16 protein-coding genes and 1 riboswitch are annotated in these 15,599 nt (G+C 48.0%); of the genes, 7 read left to right on the top strand and 9 right to left on the bottom strand.

The annotated features are described in order from the left end of the window. Nucleotides 1–52 precede the first annotated feature (52 nt). Genes HGH90_RS26275 through HGH90_RS26255 form a run of 5 tightly spaced genes read right to left on the bottom strand, consistent with a single transcriptional unit; the run spans nt 53 to nt 2,497 of the window. Nucleotides 53–688, bottom strand: coding sequence for an ankyrin repeat domain-containing protein (locus HGH90_RS26275; RefSeq protein WP_169192245.1), 636 nt, complete (start codon nt 686–688; stop codon nt 53–55). Between the two features lie 32 nt (nt 689–720). After that, nucleotides 721–1,302, bottom strand: coding sequence for a YdeI/OmpD-associated family protein (locus HGH90_RS26270; RefSeq protein WP_169192244.1), 582 nt, complete (start codon nt 1,300–1,302; stop codon nt 721–723). A gap of 12 nt (nt 1,303–1,314) precedes the next feature. Further along, nucleotides 1,315–1,695: a DoxX family protein gene (locus HGH90_RS26265; RefSeq protein WP_169192243.1), complete on the bottom strand. Its 381-nt coding sequence runs from the start codon at nt 1,693–1,695 to the stop codon at nt 1,315–1,317. A 7-nt stretch (nt 1,696–1,702) separates the two neighbouring features. After that, a complete protein-coding gene (locus HGH90_RS26260) occupies nt 1,703–2,167 on the bottom strand; it encodes an SRPBCC domain-containing protein (protein ID WP_168762721.1) in 465 nt (154 codons plus the stop codon). Nucleotides 2,168–2,173: 6 nt separating this feature from the next. Next, nucleotides 2,174–2,497 (bottom strand): ArsR/SmtB family transcription factor, encoded by a 324-nt coding sequence (locus HGH90_RS26255; RefSeq protein ID WP_168737513.1) that lies wholly within the window; start codon nt 2,495–2,497, stop codon nt 2,174–2,176. A 235-nt stretch (nt 2,498–2,732) separates the two neighbouring features. Between HGH90_RS26255 and HGH90_RS26250 the strand changes: the two genes are divergently transcribed. The 4 genes from HGH90_RS26250 to HGH90_RS26235 all read left to right on the top strand — a co-directional run bounded on the left by HGH90_RS26250 (nt 2,733) and on the right by HGH90_RS26235 (nt 7,766). Beyond that, nucleotides 2,733–4,217 carry an FAD-dependent oxidoreductase gene (locus tag HGH90_RS26250; RefSeq protein WP_169192242.1) on the top strand — a complete coding sequence of 495 codons (1,485 nt, stop codon included), beginning with the start codon at nt 2,733–2,735 and terminating at the stop codon, nt 4,215–4,217. Nucleotides 4,218–4,258: 41 nt separating this feature from the next. Then, entirely contained in the window at nt 4,259–4,834 is a 576-nt protein-coding gene (locus HGH90_RS26245; protein ID WP_169192241.1) for a DUF4256 domain-containing protein, read from the top strand. 108 nt (nt 4,835–4,942) lie between these two features. Beyond that, nucleotides 4,943–5,167: riboswitch (cobalamin riboswitch) on the top strand. A 297-nt stretch (nt 5,168–5,464) separates the two neighbouring features. Continuing rightward, nucleotides 5,465–6,808 (top strand): DUF5074 domain-containing protein, encoded by a 1,344-nt coding sequence (locus tag HGH90_RS26240; RefSeq protein WP_169192240.1) that lies wholly within the window; start codon nt 5,465–5,467, stop codon nt 6,806–6,808. Between the two features lie 28 nt (nt 6,809–6,836). Continuing rightward, nucleotides 6,837–7,766 (top strand): PKD domain-containing protein, encoded by a 930-nt coding sequence (locus HGH90_RS26235; protein WP_168762717.1) that lies wholly within the window; start codon nt 6,837–6,839, stop codon nt 7,764–7,766. 86 nt (nt 7,767–7,852) lie between these two features. Here the strand turns inward: HGH90_RS26235 and HGH90_RS26230 are convergent, their stop codons facing one another. From HGH90_RS26230 to HGH90_RS26215, 4 genes are read right to left on the bottom strand one after another with little or no spacing between them, the layout of a single operon-like run. Further along, entirely contained in the window at nt 7,853–8,422 is a 570-nt protein-coding gene (locus HGH90_RS26230) for a DUF6620 family protein (RefSeq protein WP_168762716.1), read from the bottom strand. An 8-nt stretch (nt 8,423–8,430) separates the two neighbouring features. Then, nucleotides 8,431–9,261, bottom strand: coding sequence for a hypothetical protein (locus HGH90_RS26225; protein WP_168762715.1), 831 nt, complete (start codon nt 9,259–9,261; stop codon nt 8,431–8,433). Nucleotides 9,262–9,264: 3 nt separating this feature from the next. Next, nucleotides 9,265–9,513, bottom strand: a complete 249-nt coding sequence (locus HGH90_RS26220) for a hypothetical protein (protein ID WP_168762714.1) — start codon at nt 9,511–9,513, stop codon at nt 9,265–9,267. Nucleotides 9,514–9,527: 14 nt separating this feature from the next. After that, a complete protein-coding gene (locus tag HGH90_RS26215; RefSeq protein ID WP_169192239.1) occupies nt 9,528–10,481 on the bottom strand; it encodes an SPFH domain-containing protein in 954 nt (317 codons plus the stop codon). 650 nt (nt 10,482–11,131) lie between these two features. On the opposite strand from HGH90_RS26215, the gene HGH90_RS26210 reads away from it, so the two are divergent. The 3 genes from HGH90_RS26210 (at nt 11,132) to HGH90_RS26200 (ending at nt 15,584) form a co-directional block, all read left to right on the top strand. After that, nucleotides 11,132–11,305: a hypothetical protein gene (locus HGH90_RS26210; protein ID WP_169192238.1), complete on the top strand. Its 174-nt coding sequence runs from the start codon at nt 11,132–11,134 to the stop codon at nt 11,303–11,305. Between the two features lie 71 nt (nt 11,306–11,376). Further along, nucleotides 11,377–12,291: a hypothetical protein gene (locus HGH90_RS26205; protein WP_168762712.1), complete on the top strand. Its 915-nt coding sequence runs from the start codon at nt 11,377–11,379 to the stop codon at nt 12,289–12,291. 215 nt (nt 12,292–12,506) lie between these two features. Beyond that, the gene (locus HGH90_RS26200; protein WP_169192237.1) at nt 12,507–15,584 is read left to right on the top strand and encodes a SusC/RagA family TonB-linked outer membrane protein; all 3,078 of its coding nucleotides are present in this window, start codon (nt 12,507–12,509) and stop codon (nt 15,582–15,584) included. Nucleotides 15,585–15,599: the final 15 nt, after the last annotated feature.

The raw sequence follows: 15,599 nt of genomic DNA, 5'->3' as shown, positions 1-15,599 counted from the left end.
TGTCCATCAATAATAATAACGAAAACAGGTGTCTCAAGAGAGACACCTGTTTTTATTTCAATAAACTTATCAGTTCCGTATCTGTTTCTTCCAGCAATTCAAATGGCGTAGTGCCGTTCAGGTTAGGTACCGTTTTGTCAGCGCCGGCGGAGAGGAGCAGCTTTACGCATTCTACCTGTCGGGATTGATTTCCGGGGCCGCCGAGTTTCAGGCCATGCACTGCCCAGAATAATGGCGTACTGCGGAATTCGGTACATAGTTGGTGAATATTGGCGTGCTCCCGGATCAGCCTTGCTACCAATTGATCTCTACCTACCCAGGCAGCCCAGTGCAGGGCTGTTCCGCCATAGCAACCGGCATGATGGATGTCGGCGCCATTTTCTATATACAAAATACCTACCTGCTCCGCATGCAAGCTGGCAGCTGCCACCAAGGGGGTATCCTCGCCTGCCGCTACCGGATAGCCGTTAACGTTGGCGCCATGCGCTAAAAAGATGCGGGCTATTTCAACGCCTTCCTGGTCTGTAAATGCGTGGGCGAAAACACCATCACAAATCCGGTGTAAGGGATGTGCTTTGGTAGTATTGTTTTCGTCAAAAGAGATGCCTTCATTGGCTAATGCCGGATTTTGAACAAGCGCTTGCCGGATCCCTTCATAATCTTTGTTCATGATCAGTGTTCTCATCATGGGTTGTATGTTTCAGGATGAAATGTGTCACCTCACTCGTCGTCCAGTCCCTTTCCGGCAAGGATATGTTTCATATATTTCTCCACGCGGGAGGCCCGGGTCTTTGACTGTTTAGCGGCGGCAAAATAGAGCAAGTATCCCCTTTGACGGCCTGGTGTCAGGCCGTCAAAGGCCGTTCTTAATGCCGGCAGGCTATCCAGCTTTTGCTGGAATTCTTCCGGCACAGGATACTCAGTGGCCTTTTTATACTGCACTTTTGCACCGGATTGCTCCAGTTCAATGGCTTCGTGAATATAGTTCACCAGTATATTCTTCATCTTATTAATGTCTTTCATACTGGTAAACCGCATCTGCCGTGCTGCCTGTACATTATCCGTTTGCTGGATCAGTACACCGTGTACATCGTTGATCAATGCGCCTTTGAAGAACAGCACTGCACAGTAATCTTTAAATCCATGCATTAAGATGATGTTCTTATCATGTAGTGAGTAGCAGGGAACACCCCATTTCAGGCTTTCTGTGAGTTGAGATTCCAATATAATGTTTCTCAGCTTATCAAATTCCTCCTGCCACTTTTCCGCCCTACCTATAAATGCATCGACCTTATTATTCATGTTACGCTGTTTTTAATTAAAGGAAAGGATTTTTCTATCGGCCGGCCTGAAATACCAGGAAATGGCTGTCAAGATAAGTAATAATAACGAAGGAAACATATCCTTCATCACACCGCCGGCAGCGATATGCGAAAGTAAAGCGCCTGACATGGCGAAAAAGAAACCGGCGTATGCCCATTCTTTCAGCAAAGGGAATTTAGGCACCAGGACAGCGATTACGCCCAGGATCTTCCAGCAGCCGATGATTTTCTGAAAATAGATAGGATAACCCAATCCTGCCATGAAATCATTTTCAGTTTTCATGTTGGATAATTGAACAATTGCCGTGGAGGTCATGCCGAGGGCAAGCCAGAGGGTGGCAATCCAGTAGATGATTTTATTTCTCTTTGTCATGACGTTTTTATAGTTGTTTTTGTAAGATTTTTTCTATCCGGTTATGTGCCAGGTCGATTCCCCGCACCATGCCCTGTTTTATAACGGCATCCCGCTTTTCAACAGATTCGTAGATGACATGCATCAGGAGTTTACTGGTACTATCAGTAACTGCTTCAAATTCGTAGAACTCCAATTGCAGGCCGAATGGTGTTCCTTCCATTTCGAAGGTGCGCACGATCTTTTTGTCCGGGATAAATTCATGCGCTACGCCGCTGAAGCGGTACTTATTTCCTTTAGGATCGGAGGTTTCAAACTGATAGCTGCCATACTTCCGGCTTTCCAGTTGCAATACTTTTGTTCCCATCCATTGTTCTACAATTTCAGGTTCTGTGTAGGCAGTGAACAGCAATTCCAACGGTAAATCAAACTCCCTGGTAATAAACAGTTCCTGCTTACCGTCTTCGGCGTTGACTTTCGTTTTTTGTTCCATAAACTATTATTTTTTGGGTTTGTAGTTTTTCATGATCGACTCCAGTTTATTAAAACGGTCGTCCCACATTTTGCGGAATGGTTCAATAAAATCTGCGATGGCTTTCATTTTCTTTGCATTTATATGATAGTAAATTTCCCTGCCGTTTTGCGTTTGCTCCAGCAGTTCACATTCTGTCAGTATTTGCAGGTGTTTGGAAACGGTGGGCCTTGCTGTATCAAAATTTGAGGCGATTGCTCCTGCCGTCATCGCCTGGGAGGCCACCAGTAGCAGTATAGCCCTCCTGGTGGGGTCTGCTATGGCCTGAAATACATCTCGTCTTAAATTCATTATGTAGCTATTTGACTACAAATATACGCGTAGCCATTTAACTACACAAATTTTTTTTATCCCGGAAAAAATAATTGCGATAGTGGTGATATTCCACCATTAAAAAGCTAAAAGGCTTGTCGTAAATTGCCTGATAAATGTCGTACCCCATGCCCTCTCCTACTTTTTAAATTCTCTACATTTGACCGGCGATGAATTTGTATAAGCCAACAACAAATTTTAAATTTAATACCATATGGAAAAGATTACCGCCAAGGATATACGTTATGCGGATCTCGCAGGAAAAAGGTTTAATAAACGCTTCAGCGGGAAGCCGGAATATATTGTATTGCCCACCACAACCGCCGAAGTAGTGATAGCAGTACAGGAATCCGTGAGCAATAAGCGGCGGCCCGTAGTACGCAGTGGCGGCCACTGCCTGGAGGGCTTTGTATCCGACCCGACCGCACAGGTATTGATCGATACCTCCCTGATGACGAACGTTTCTTACGATGCTGACATGGGCGCCTTCGCGGTGGAAGCTGGCGTCACGGTAGGCGAAACCTACCGGCGGCTGTTCCTGGGCTGGGGCGTAGTGCTTCCGGCCGGCGAGCATCCTGGTATTGGTATGGGCGGACATGTATTGGGCGGCGCCTTCGGGTTTCTATGCCGTGAATATGGCCTGGCGGCGGACTATCTTTACGCTGTAGAGGTGGTAACGGTAAATGCGTCGGGGCAGGCCCTTCCTGTCGTCGCTACCCGGGAAGTATCTGATCCTAACCATGATTTGTGGTGGGCACATACCGGCGCCGGCGGTGGCAACTTCGGCATCGTTACCCGCTACTGGCTGCGAAGTCCCGATGCTACGGGCACGGACCCATATACCACTTTGCCCGCTGCACCGGCAACAGTTACTACGTTTCGTATATCCTGGGACTGGTCACTCTTTGATGAAAGTACCTTTTCGCAGCTGGCCAGTAACTTTGGCGCCTGGGCTGCACAACATAGTGGTCCGGATTCGCCTTTCCGCCAGCTGTTCAGCATTTTGTTCCTTAACCACCGCAACATCGGGAAACTGGATATTAAAGGTCTCGCTACCGGCCCACAGGCGGCGCGCCTCATCGAAGAACACCTGGCCGATATTGCGGAACCTATCGGCCTCGCCTATACGAAACAGATTGAGGAAACGCCGTGGCTGCGATTTGCACTCAACCCCTTCCCGGAACTGTTCCAGCCCGGCTTCGACAATGCACAGGCCAAAGTAAAAGACGCCTTCTTCCGGCGTCCATTCACAGGCAGCCAAATTGCAACAGCCTATAAATACCTTACCCTGGCGGCTCCCATAGGCGGTGGGCTTGGAATGGCTACCTATGGAGGTAAAGTAAATACCATTGCTTCCGGCGCTACGGCTTCTGTGCAACGCGACAGCATACTCGACGTGGCCTGCAATACCGGCTGGATCAGCCCCGAAGGCGCCGCTCCCAGCCTGGAATGGGTACGTAACTTTTACAAAGATCTCTTCCCCGGATCGGGTGGCGTACCAGTACCAAATGAGCAAACCGATGGGGCCATGATTAACCATCCCGATACCGACCTGGCCACAGCGGAATGGAATCAATCAGGCGTCCCCTGGTCTACCCTCTATTACAAAGCGAACTATCCCCGGCTGCAACAGGTAAAAGCCAAATGGGACCCGTTGAATATATTTTATCACGCATTATCGATCCGGGCGGCTCAATAGCGACCGGAAAGAAAATCGCTGTCTTAAAGGATAAAGATTGTATGAAACAAACACCCACCCATAAAAAAAAGCTAACAGCAGCGCAACAGGCAACGCTGCTCAAAACATTGCAGTCGCGTTTTGAAAAAAACGGGCAACGTCATCAAGGCCTCAACTGGAATGACGTACAGGAGCGGCTCATGGCCCACCCTGAAAAGATGTGGTCATTGCACGAAATGGAACAAACGGAAGGCGAACCAGATGTGGTTGCATTTGATAAAAAAACCGGCGCCTACACCTTTTGCGATTGCTCCGCTGAAAGCCCCAAGGGTCGGCGGAATGCCTGCTATGACTATGAAGCCCTGGCCTCCCGGAAAGATCATCCGCCTAAAGATAGTGCTGTGGAAATGGCCGCCGCCATGGGAATTACACTCCTTACAGAGGCAGCCTACCGGGAGCTACAACAGCTGGGCAAGTTTGATCTCAAAACATCGAGCTGGGTACAAACGCCGGCCGATGTAAGAGCGCTCGGGGGCGCCTTGTTTTGTGACCGCCGTTACGATAAAGTATTTCTTTATCATAATGGCGCTTCTTCTTATTATGCCGCCAGGGGCTTCCGTGGCTCGCTCACGGTGTAAATACTCCAGCAATAACTTCTCTTCCCAAAATGTGCAACGGGAGTTAAACCCGTTGCACTGATATCGCCATACGGGTCACAATATTTTGGTGATCCCATCTCCTTTCATTAATTTGCCGCCGCAACTGGTTATTCCAGCATTATGCTGGCATATTAAAAGGGAATCCGGTGTGAAACCGGAGCTATCCCCGTAGCTGTAATCCTGCACCTGTTTTATACAGGTATGTTTTTTTCGGAATCAACTCCACTTTGCCACTGTTCCGGCTATACGGAACGGGAAGGCGACCGGAAAAGCAGGAAAGCCAGAAGACCTGCCTCTTGCAACGATATAGGACGTTTTCGGGTGAAGAGCGTACTTATATTTTCGACATTTTTTGTAACAAAATTGCTGGCAATGAATCACATCTGATGATGTGTGTTCTGCGTGTGCTGTAGTTTCTGATTGCCGTGTTGTCGTGGAAGATCATGTAATGACTTCCCCGCAGACGGGTGTTTAATAACTGTAGGTAATGCCCGATAAAAAAAGGAACCCTGTTTCCCCGTATGTCCCGCATAGGCTGCGCCCTTTTAACACCGGGCATTTGCGGCATACCATTATTACTGCATTATCATCCACCTAAATATATCAAACATGCGATTACCAGGAAGTATTCTTTTCGTATCGGCCTTTTTTATGCTGGCCACCTCCTGTAAAAAAAATGATAACACCGTTCCTTCTCCCGGTGTTGACCACAGCGGCGGTTCAGATACTTTGCGTTTAGGCGCTTCCGTTACCTACCGCCCTGTAATATCCCGCCCGATGGGCGCTACCTTCAGCTGGAAAGTGAATGGACAGGTAGTGGGAAATGATTCCGTATTTACTTTTAATGCCGTTACCCGTGGCGACTACCACATCGTGTTTACTGCCACCAACAGCGCCACCGCTGATTCTGCGATTTACCAGGTGAAGGTATGGGGCAAATATGAAAATGGTTTCCTGGTGGTACAGGAAGGCCAGTATGGCACAACTACCGGCGACTTATTCTACTACAGCTATGACAGCAATAAAGTGGTGTATAATGTTTTTAAAACAGAAAATCCGGATAAGGATTTTGGGTCAGCCACTGCTACCTTGCAATTTGCCACCATTTATAACGGCAAGGTATATATGACGGCAAAGGTAGGCGGCCCCTTAGTGGTAGCAGATGCCTATACCATGAAGGAAACCGGCCGGATAGATCATCTCCCGCAGGACGAAGGGCATGCCTTCCTTGGAATCGATCCTGCGCGGGGGCTATTAAGCACAGTAGATGGCGTTTACAGGCTCAATCTTACTGGTCCTGCGATAGGCGCAAAAATAGATGGCATCAATTCCAATGCAGGCGATATGATTGTTGCGGGCGATTACGTTTTTGTGCTGACAGCAGATGATGGGATTGTTGTATTGCGGACCGCCGATTATAGCATCGTTAAGAAATTTCCCAAAGCCACGATGGGATTTGCCCGTACAAAAGACGGCGCGGTGTGGGCAGCGGGCGACTCAGTGCTGATGCGCATCGATCCGGCCAGCCTGGCTATAACGGAAACGCATGTACCCTTTAAAGTCACCAACCCCTGGGCCTTATGGGCCTGGCATTCCGGTGGCCTCGTAGCCAGTACAGCCGGCAACGACGTATACATCGCTGAGCGTAAAGAGGGTCCTGGCATTGGCGGCACGCTGGAATACAGCGGTACCCGCATTTATAAATATACGCCCGGTAATAGCAGCGCTTTTGCAACGCCTTTCATTACGATTCCTGACGGCCAATATTTTTATGGTTCGGCGATACGGTTGAATGAGCGGATGAAAGAGTTAGTAGTGCTTACATTGACCGACGAATGGGGCAGCAGCAACGACAACAGGTGGTTATTTTACGATACAGCCAGTGGTGCTTTAAAACAAAGCCTTCGTTATCCCGGCTACTACTTCCCTACCCTTCCTGTATTTTATCAGTAGTTTTTTTACACTTCCAATTATAAGTACTATGCGAAAATCCTATTTGACCTCCCTGGGTCTTGGCAGCCTGCTGATGCTGGCTGCTTGTCAAAAAGAAGCGCTGACAGATAATCTGCAGCCTATTTCTACCCGGTCTGCTGCTATTGTCAGCACTGTTACCATCCGGCCGGCGTTGCTGACCAGCAGTCCGCTGATCAGCCGGGTATTTACCTATATGCCGGCGGCCGGACAATTTATCAACGAAACCTCGTTGGGTACTACAGCGGCCGCACAGGGCCTGGTGGGCAGCACCGCCAACATGGTGTCGCTGGGCGGCTTTGGCGGGTATATTGTATTTGGATTTGATCATTCGGTAGTGAATGGTACCGGCAACGACCTGGGTATTTATGGCAATCCCCTGGGCCCTACCTATCAATGGTCGGAGCCGGGCGTAGTGATGGTAAGCCAGGATACCAATGGTAACGGTTTACCGGATGATGCCTGGTATGAATTAGCCGGCAGCCAGTATTCCGCTGCCAGCACCATTAAAAATTACCGTATTACCTATTACAACCCGCATGCGGCGGGCACCAGTGTATTGTGGAAAGATAACCAGGGAGCTAGTGGTTATGTAGTCGCCAACAGCTATCATACCGCTAACAACTACTACCCGGCTATGGCGCCTAGCCAGGACTCCATCACATTTACCGGCACCAAACTGGTGAATACGTTACAAACCGGTAGCATCGTTACTAACCTCGCCTTTGCGTGGGGGTATTCCGACAGCTATTCCAGCGAATATCCGACGTTGGGCTATAATACGTTTGACATTGCCTGGGCGGTGAATGCGAGCGGTACGCCGGTGACATTGAATGCCATTGATTTTGTGAAAGTATATACCGGGCAGAACTGCAGCGGGGGCACCATGATGGGAGAAATCTCCACTGAGGTGAAAGGCGCCAGGGACCTGCACTTATAAGGCATATCTCCATATCCTGACCATCATAAAAATGCCCTGTAAACGGCTTGTTTACAGGGCATTTCTCCTATCAATATCCTTGTTGTTTAAAACTCGATATCGTCAGCTACATTGCCGCCCTGGGCATCAGCAAACAGTTGCTGATATTTTGCCCTGTAGGCTGCCTGTCTTTCATTGTAGCCGTCAAAGTCGGCCGCTATATCCTGGTGAATCTGTGCATTCCAGTTGGATGCCGCGATCTGGAAATCGCCCAAGGTGATGCCATATTTATCAGCGATCCATTGGGCGCCATCGAGGCCATACTCGTACGCTACCTGCCTGGCTACTTCCAACTCTTCGTAGAAACGCTTATCTGATTTTATACGATCCGTATTAGCACCGCCTTCCGCAGAAACCGCTGCTTTTAAATTGCTGAACTTAGGATGCTGGTCTGCCTGGCCAAAGTACTGACCAAACAGCGTCACGATATGAAAGGTTTCATCTTGTTTCATACGCTCGGGCCATAGCAGGTTGGCTTCTTGCCAAACGGGTACTTCTACCCCCAATGCTTTTGCTATATCGGCTTCACTTAAACCGCTGCCCATTTTTGCGCAGGCAGCGCTGTAATCTTCTAATGTAATACCGTGAATGGGTTCTAATAATGGATTATCAGACATACATGTGTTTATTTAAAATGATGAAAATATTGTTCTCTCAATAAACGCTGGTAAAATTTTTCATTCTCTTCTGCCATATCTGGTATGATCTTATTCCACTCATCGATCATGGCCCGTAGGTATACTTTTTCCAGCTCGGGCTCCCGGGGATCACTCTTCTCGTATGCCCGGCGCAGATGGGCTGTGCGTTGTTCTGCCAGGGCGCGGGCATCGTGCAGTATCATGCGTGCTCCGGTAGAGGGGCTGAATGTATTCTGCGAATGACAAAACGGACAGGTAACATAAGTATCGATGAAAAACATTTTTTCGATGGTGATATTGCCGCCACACTGCCGGCAGCTGAATTTATCACGGATGCTTTCAAATGCCCGCAATTGTTCCTGGTAGGCCCTTTCCAGATCGCGTTCCCCAGCCGCTAGTTGCAGGCGCTGAATGCATTTGTTCAGTTTTTCATCAAAAATATAATGCCGGTTAAGGCAAGCCATCCTGAAGTTCATAATACGATTGTGATAGTCGCGGCCCACCGTGGAGGTGACAGCCGGCACCATTGCCTCCGCCTGATATACAAAGTCTATAATCTGTTCGTCCTTGATATCGTTGGCTTTTTGGCGCATATGATTGATTTGCCCGAGCAATCCTTGCAGCATGTTGCTATGCGCGCGTTTATACGGATCTGCGTCCTGATCGAAGATCTCCCGAAGCCCGGGGATAGCAGCAGTTGTGAGCTCCTGCATCCGGGCTTCCAGTTTATCGAGGAACGCGAACCAACGTTCCTGTCTTGTCTTCATTTCTTCGAGGAGCGCGGGGTTATCATATTTCTTATTAAAAAAGCCGAACATATTTTATGAATTATTTTCCTTTTTGATGTTAACCCCGTCGGTCAGTTTTATATCCATGAATACAAAGCCACAATAAGCGCAGGAGGTTAAGCCCTTTTCAAAGGCGCGTCCGGCGCCGCATGCGGGACAATCGCGCATGTCCATCTTCGCCTCTTCCGGGGTAATATCCCCACCGTAATGCTGCTGGGTAGCGGCCTGTTGTTTGAGCCGTTCCAGGTAAGATGAAAGTTTATTATCTTTCTCTTCTGCCATACTGTTTACATTGGTTAGAGTAATTTCAACAGTTCTTCTTTCTTTGCCGTATACTCGGCTTCCGTGATCAACTGTGCCTCAAAAAGCGTCTTTAGTTTTCTAAGTCTTTCTGTAATATCTTCTGCAGGTGCAGGTTTGTTTTGCGCCTGTCCCTGGTTCATCATATTACTCATCATGCCCAATACCACTGCCTGCCTGGCGCCGTCGCCTACATCGGAACGCTCGTGGTCCATGGCGTTGGCAATGCTGTATTGGCTGAACTTATTCATATCCGTTACCATGTTCATGCCGGTTACCTTATCGTATTGCTTGAGCACTTCTTCCGGCAAGGTTATACTGGTGATGGTAAAACGCGTTACTTCCAGGCCAAAGTCAGTGAAATAAGGCTGAATCAATGGCTGTATTTTTTCATTCAATGCCGGCACATTGGCCGCAGCTTCTACTACTGGGATCTTTGCCAGTGACAAGACTTCGCCAAATTTAGGCGCAATAAAATCCCGGAGCTGCAACTCCAATTCCGTGATGCCCAGCCGTGGCCAGGTGCCGGCATATTCTTTGAAAAAACGTCCTACGTCTGTAATGCGTACGTTGTAGGTACCAAATGCGCGGATGCGCACCTGTCCGAAAACCGCGTCGGTCATTAATACCGGCGCAGGGGTACCCCACTTCAGGTTCACAAACTGGTGGGTATTAAAGAAGTAGATGTCTGCCTTAAAGGGACTTTCAAAACCATACTTCCAGCCCCGGAGCCGGGTAAGTACAGGGATATTTTCTGTGCTGAGCACATGCCTTCCGGCGGGGAATACATCTGCCAGCTGCCCTTCATTTAACAAGAGCGCATGCTGACTTTCCCTGACGGTTAACATTGCGCCATTCTTAATTTCTTTGTCTGCGTCTGCAAACTTCCACATCAGTGCATTCGGATCAGGTGTTAACGATTCAATGACTTCAATAAATGGTAATCCCATATGGTGAGCATTTTAAAAGCGGTTTCCGATACTCTGCCGGGGTAACAGCCGGTTTTTCTTTTCCGGGTAGCTGCAAAATAATCACTAATCACCGAGCTACCGTTCTATTCATCCTCTTTGTTAGCAATAATATAACACAACAAGATCAGCATAACCTGTTGCAAATTTGATGAAAGAACAGATGAATACCCACTTCTGGCCTGCTACAAAATGACTACTTCTCAGAAAAAAAGCAACTACAAGGCTACTACAGCACTACAAAATATCCTATAAATGTAATACTTATACATATATACAAATATAATTCAGATAAAACAAATGCGGGCAGACCGATAATGGCAGAGAGAAGTAAAAAAGCCACCACAGAAAAGTCTTCAGTGGCTTGGGGAACATGAACCTGCTTATGGGAAGCACGGGCTAGTCATTAGCGGTCATTTATCACTGTGGATACCAGTCCGTTACTTTTCATATATAAATATGATATAGCCAATAAAAATAAAGAATATATTTACGTACAACTATAGTCACACTCTCTCAAAAAAAGAAAACCCGATAAGCAGTAGCTCATAATAACCATATTTCTTTATAGCTTAAACCACTCTTTATGAAAAAGCGCTATTTGTCGTTATTGGCAGTACTGTTAGCTGTATTTGCCTGTAAGAAACCCGCATCTCGGCGGGGCGGACATCTACAAAGTGATGCTGAAAACCAATCAAACTACCCTCCTGTCGGGCTACCTGTTTGATAGCATTCCCGCCGGCGGTGGCGTACAGGTAAAAGTAAATCCCAATTGGGGGAGCGATACGATAAAAGTAGAATTTTAGCCCAGCAAAAGAAAACCCGACCGGCCATAGTTGACAAGCACCTATTTCTTTATTGTTTAAACTACATCTTTATGAAAAAGCACTATTTGCCGTTACTGGCAATACTGTTAGCCGTGTTTGCATGTCAGAAACCGTCATCCAACCCAAGCCCAGGTGCAGGGGGAAGTACACAAAAATTTGCAGTTAATTTTAAAGTAACCGGCTTTTCCCAGGTCATTGTTGGCAATGCCCGAAGTGCCGACACCAGTGTACTTCAGAATGCACAGAAGCTTATTTATGTAGTATTCGATGCCAATACAAAGGCAGTTGTAAGTGAGCAAGCCAGCATCGCCGGTGATACTACCTTTGGGGAGTTCAGAGACTCACTGCCGGTAGGCAGGTATGTAGTAACAGTAACCGGTATTAAAGACACCACCGGTGCCTATCGTACTACCATAGATTTTCCTGGTGTAGCGCTCACGCAACAGGGCAGTGATGTCTTCTACAAAAGAGCTATTATCAGTGTAAACAACAGTGTAGATGCCAATATGGTACTTGACAGAGTCGTTTCAAAATTAGTTTACCAATTCAAAGGCAGGGTACCTTTTAATGCGAAGACAGTTTCCATATGGCCTTATATAGTGGAAGATCCCTACGCATTAAGCTCGCTACTTGATTTATACTCGGGTACCAATATGATGAGTCAGCATTTTACTTATGGTCCCTATGATTATCCCGTACCCGATTCGTTGGTGGGCCGTGAAGGACTTACGGTCACTACTTATATGATGAATCCTTCCGGGCCAATAAGCGCCGATATTACCATTACTGTAAAAGATGCTGCCAATACTATGATAGGTGCAAGAGGTATTAATAGCGTTATCCTGAAAAATAATCAAACCACGCTTCTTTCAGGCTACCTGTTCGATAGTATTCCTGCCAGTGGCGGCGTACAGGTAAAAGTAAACCCCAATTGGGGCATAGATACGATAAAAGTAGATTTCTAAACCGGCGCTGAAATAAACACAAGGAAGCCGCCTAGCTTGACTGAGGCGGCTTCCTTGCGTTCATAGATCCATTAAACCACTGATCTTCCCTTTCCAAAAATCATAATATAGTCCATCTAAAAAATTTAATTATCCATCTGATTATTAATTTTTAAATGTATATTAGACACTTAATAAAGTCATCAACTAAAGTCAGACATTTTAAAAATTCCCGTATGAAAAATTACACTGGGGTGAGTATTTCACCACCTGCCTGGTGCAGGCATGCGTTCCTTGTTATTCTTATCTTATCCGGCTTTGCGGCCTATGCACAGAAGAAAGTAACCGGTAAGGTAATCGAAGAAGCGACTAACCAACCCGTTGTTATGGCGTCTATCCAGGTCAAAGGCACCACGCGGGGCACGGTAACGGACGACAAAGGACAGTTTTCACTCATGGTAAAAGACGGCGATAAGCTGCTGGTATCTTCTATGGAATTTGAGTCCACGGAAGTTACTGTGGGCGCCGAAAGCGCCCTGAACATCCGGCTCAAGCGCAGCACTGCCGGCCTCAACGAGGTAGTGGTTATCGGTTATGGTACCGTTAAGAAAAAAGATCTCACGGGATCTATCGCCTCCCTGAAAGCAGCCGACCTTAAAACGGAAGGCGTCAGCAATGTAGGCAGGGCCTTGCAGGGTAAACTGCCGGGAGTAACCGTAGAATCGGCCGGTGGTGATCCTGGAGCCGGTACCCGCATCCTGATACGGGGCGTGGGTACATTAGGCAACGCTACGCCTCTCTACCTGGTAGACGGCGTACCGGTAGCTGGTATCAATAACATTGCCCCGGGCGATATCGAATCGATGGATGTATTGAAAGATGCGTCCGCGGCAGCTATCTACGGATCGCGTGCAGCCAACGGCGTAGTATTGGTGACCACCAAAACCGGCAAGCCGGGCAAGGCGGTCATCCAGTTCAGCACTAACTTCGGCCGGCAAAAAATTGATCATCCCTGGGACGTGTTAAATGCGTCGGAATGGGCCACTGTCAGCAATGCAGCGCACGATGCGGCCAACCTGCCCCGGCTGGCGATCGCCGCTAATCCATCCCAACTGGGCGCCGGCACCAACTGGCAGGACGCCATCTACAGGACGGCGATGATTCAGCAGTACCAGCTCACCATGAGCGGCGGCAGTGAAACGTCGCGCTTCAGCGTATCGGGCAACTATAACAAACAGGATGGCATTGTAGATGTAACAGGATACAGCCGATACGGCGCCCGGGTAAAATCGGAAACCACCAAAGGCATTCTGAAAGTGGGCGAAACCGTGTTGCTTTCCCGCGAGAAATGGATACGTATGCCGGGGGGCTGGGGCGGACAAGGAGGAAACGCAGTAGGCTCCGCCGCTAAAATGATCCCGGTATTCCAGATTTACGATAGTACAGCTGTTGGCGGATATTCCGGCGCTACCGGCCCGGTGGTGAATGTAGCCAATCCCGTTGCACAGTTGCACCTGGAAGATATCAGCTATGAAGTGACATCTATCCTTGCCAATGCGTTTGCAGAAGTATCTATTCTCCCTTCTCTGAAATATAAATTCAATCTCGGTTATACCAGTTCCTTCGGTAACACAGACGACTATGCAAGGCGATACAATGTAGGATCTCTTTTCTCGCATCCAACAAATGATCTAAGCCAGTCGAAAGACCGCAATCTCCTCGTATTAGCTGAGAACACGCTCAATTTCACCAAAGATTTCGGCAAGCACAGCATACAGGCACTGGCAGGTTATTCTTACCAGAAAACACAGTACAACTACTGGCTGGCCAGCAAAACAAATCTTCCTGATGGCTTAAAAGAACTGGACGCCGCTTCCGGTACGGCCAACGTAGCCGGTAACAGCACCGTGAGCACCCTGTTGTCGGTGCTGGGTCGCGTTATCTATTCTTATGATAACCGCTACCTGCTCACTGCCAGTTTCCGCCGTGATGGTTCCTCCCGGTTTGGAGCGGGCAACAGATATGGTAACTTCCCTTCCATTGCAGCTGGTTGGAATATCTCCAATGAAAAGTTCTGGTCTGTACCTCCCCGGATTATATCTGCCTTGAAGTTGCGGGGTAGCTATGGTATACTTGGCAACCAGGAAATCGGCGACTACCAATACAGTGCGGCGATTTCCTCCAATATCAACTACGTTACCGGGGCCGATCAACAAAAATGGTTTGGCGCTATTCAAACCGCCTTTGCCTCTCCCAATATTAAGTGGGAAAATACAGAGACGATGAACATCGGAGCAGACGTCAGTTTTCTGAATGGTAAGTTGAATGTGAGCGCCGACTACTTCCGGAAAAACACGACCGACGTATTGTTGAATGTGCCGATTCCGGGTTCTACCGGCTCTTCCACCAATCCTGTCATCAATGCCGGTACCATCCAGAATAAAGGGTTTGAACTGGGATTAAATCATACCAATACAGTGGGAGTGCTGACCTATAGTGTAACAGGTACTTTTTCTGCCGTGAAAAATAAAGTGATCGCACTGGGCACTGGCTCACAGCAGATTTTCGGTGGACAACCAACCCACCATGGGGCCTCCACCACCCTCACACAGGCCGGTGGCGAAATTGCCGCCTTCTATCTCATTAAGTCATTGGGTATTTTCCAATCACAGGCCGAGATAGATGCCTATAAAGATAAAGATGGTAAGTTAATACAGCCCAATGCGGCGCCAGGCGATATTAAATTCCTGGATGCCAATGGCGATGGTATCATCAGCAATTCTGACCGTGTTAACTGCGGCAGCCCCTTCCCCAATTTTGAATACGGTGTAGGCGTTAACCTGAAGGCTTATAATTTTGATCTCAACATTTTCATGCAGGGAACACACGGGAATAAGATCTATAACGGGTTGCGCCAGGACCTGGAAGGGATGAACCTGGAGTTCAACTACAGCCGCGCTACTCTCAATGCCTGGACACCACAGAACACGCATACCACCATTCCAAGAGCGGTGATCAACGATCCGAATTTCAATGACCAGACATCCTCCCGTTTCCTGGAAGACGGTTCCTATTTCAGGATGAAAACACTGCAGCTGGGGTATACCATTCCTGAAAGCCTGGTACAACGGATGAGAATTACCAGTTTGAGAGCTTACCTGAGTGCCGACAACCTCTTTACCATTACAAAATACAGCGGGTCTAACCCGGATATCGGAAGGACGGGCAGCATCCTTGACCGCGGCGTTGATTTCGGCCATGTGGCCTATCCCCTCGCGCGGGTGCTTTCTATCGGTTTACAACTGACACTGTAATTTTAAAAAATGATG

It is taken from the genome of Chitinophaga sp. Ak27 (genome assembly GCF_012726295.1).
GTDB lineage: Bacteria > Bacteroidota > Bacteroidia > Chitinophagales > Chitinophagaceae > Chitinophaga.
The sequence above is the reverse complement of the archived record's forward strand: the minus strand, read 5'-3'. Positions and strand labels throughout refer to the sequence as shown.

Bases quoted from the DNA above. Each gene is read 5' to 3' on its own strand.
- HGH90_RS26265 (WP_169192243.1), bottom strand. From the start codon at position 1,695: ATGACAAAGAGAAATAAAATCATCTACTGGATTGCCACCCTCTGGCTT.
- HGH90_RS26220 (WP_168762714.1), bottom strand. From the start codon at position 9,513: ATGGCAGAAGAGAAAGATAATAAACTTTCATCTTACCTGGAACGGCTC.
- HGH90_RS26240 (WP_169192240.1), top strand. From the start codon at position 5,465: ATGCGATTACCAGGAAGTATTCTTTTCGTATCGGCCTTTTTTATGCTG.
- HGH90_RS26215 (WP_169192239.1), bottom strand. From the start codon at position 10,481: ATGGGATTACCATTTATTGAAGTCATTGAATCGTTAACACCTGATCCG.
- HGH90_RS26250 (WP_169192242.1), top strand. From the start codon at position 2,733: ATGGAAAAGATTACCGCCAAGGATATACGTTATGCGGATCTCGCAGGA.
- HGH90_RS26230 (WP_168762716.1), bottom strand. From the start codon at position 8,422: ATGTCTGATAATCCATTATTAGAACCCATTCACGGTATTACATTAGAA.
- HGH90_RS26275 (WP_169192245.1), bottom strand. From the start codon at position 688: ATGATGAGAACACTGATCATGAACAAAGATTATGAAGGGATCCGGCAA.
- HGH90_RS26235 (WP_168762717.1), top strand. From the start codon at position 6,837: ATGCGAAAATCCTATTTGACCTCCCTGGGTCTTGGCAGCCTGCTGATG.
- HGH90_RS26260 (WP_168762721.1), bottom strand. From the start codon at position 2,167: ATGGAACAAAAAACGAAAGTCAACGCCGAAGACGGTAAGCAGGAACTG.
- HGH90_RS26270 (WP_169192244.1), bottom strand. From the start codon at position 1,302: ATGAATAATAAGGTCGATGCATTTATAGGTAGGGCGGAAAAGTGGCAG.
- HGH90_RS26225 (WP_168762715.1), bottom strand. From the start codon at position 9,261: ATGTTCGGCTTTTTTAATAAGAAATATGATAACCCCGCGCTCCTCGAA.
- HGH90_RS26245 (WP_169192241.1), top strand. From the start codon at position 4,259: ATGAAACAAACACCCACCCATAAAAAAAAGCTAACAGCAGCGCAACAG.
- HGH90_RS26205 (WP_168762712.1), top strand. From the start codon at position 11,377: ATGAAAAAGCACTATTTGCCGTTACTGGCAATACTGTTAGCCGTGTTT.
- HGH90_RS26200 (WP_169192237.1), top strand. From the start codon at position 12,507: ATGAAAAATTACACTGGGGTGAGTATTTCACCACCTGCCTGGTGCAGG.
- HGH90_RS26255 (WP_168737513.1), bottom strand. From the start codon at position 2,497: ATGAATTTAAGACGAGATGTATTTCAGGCCATAGCAGACCCCACCAGG.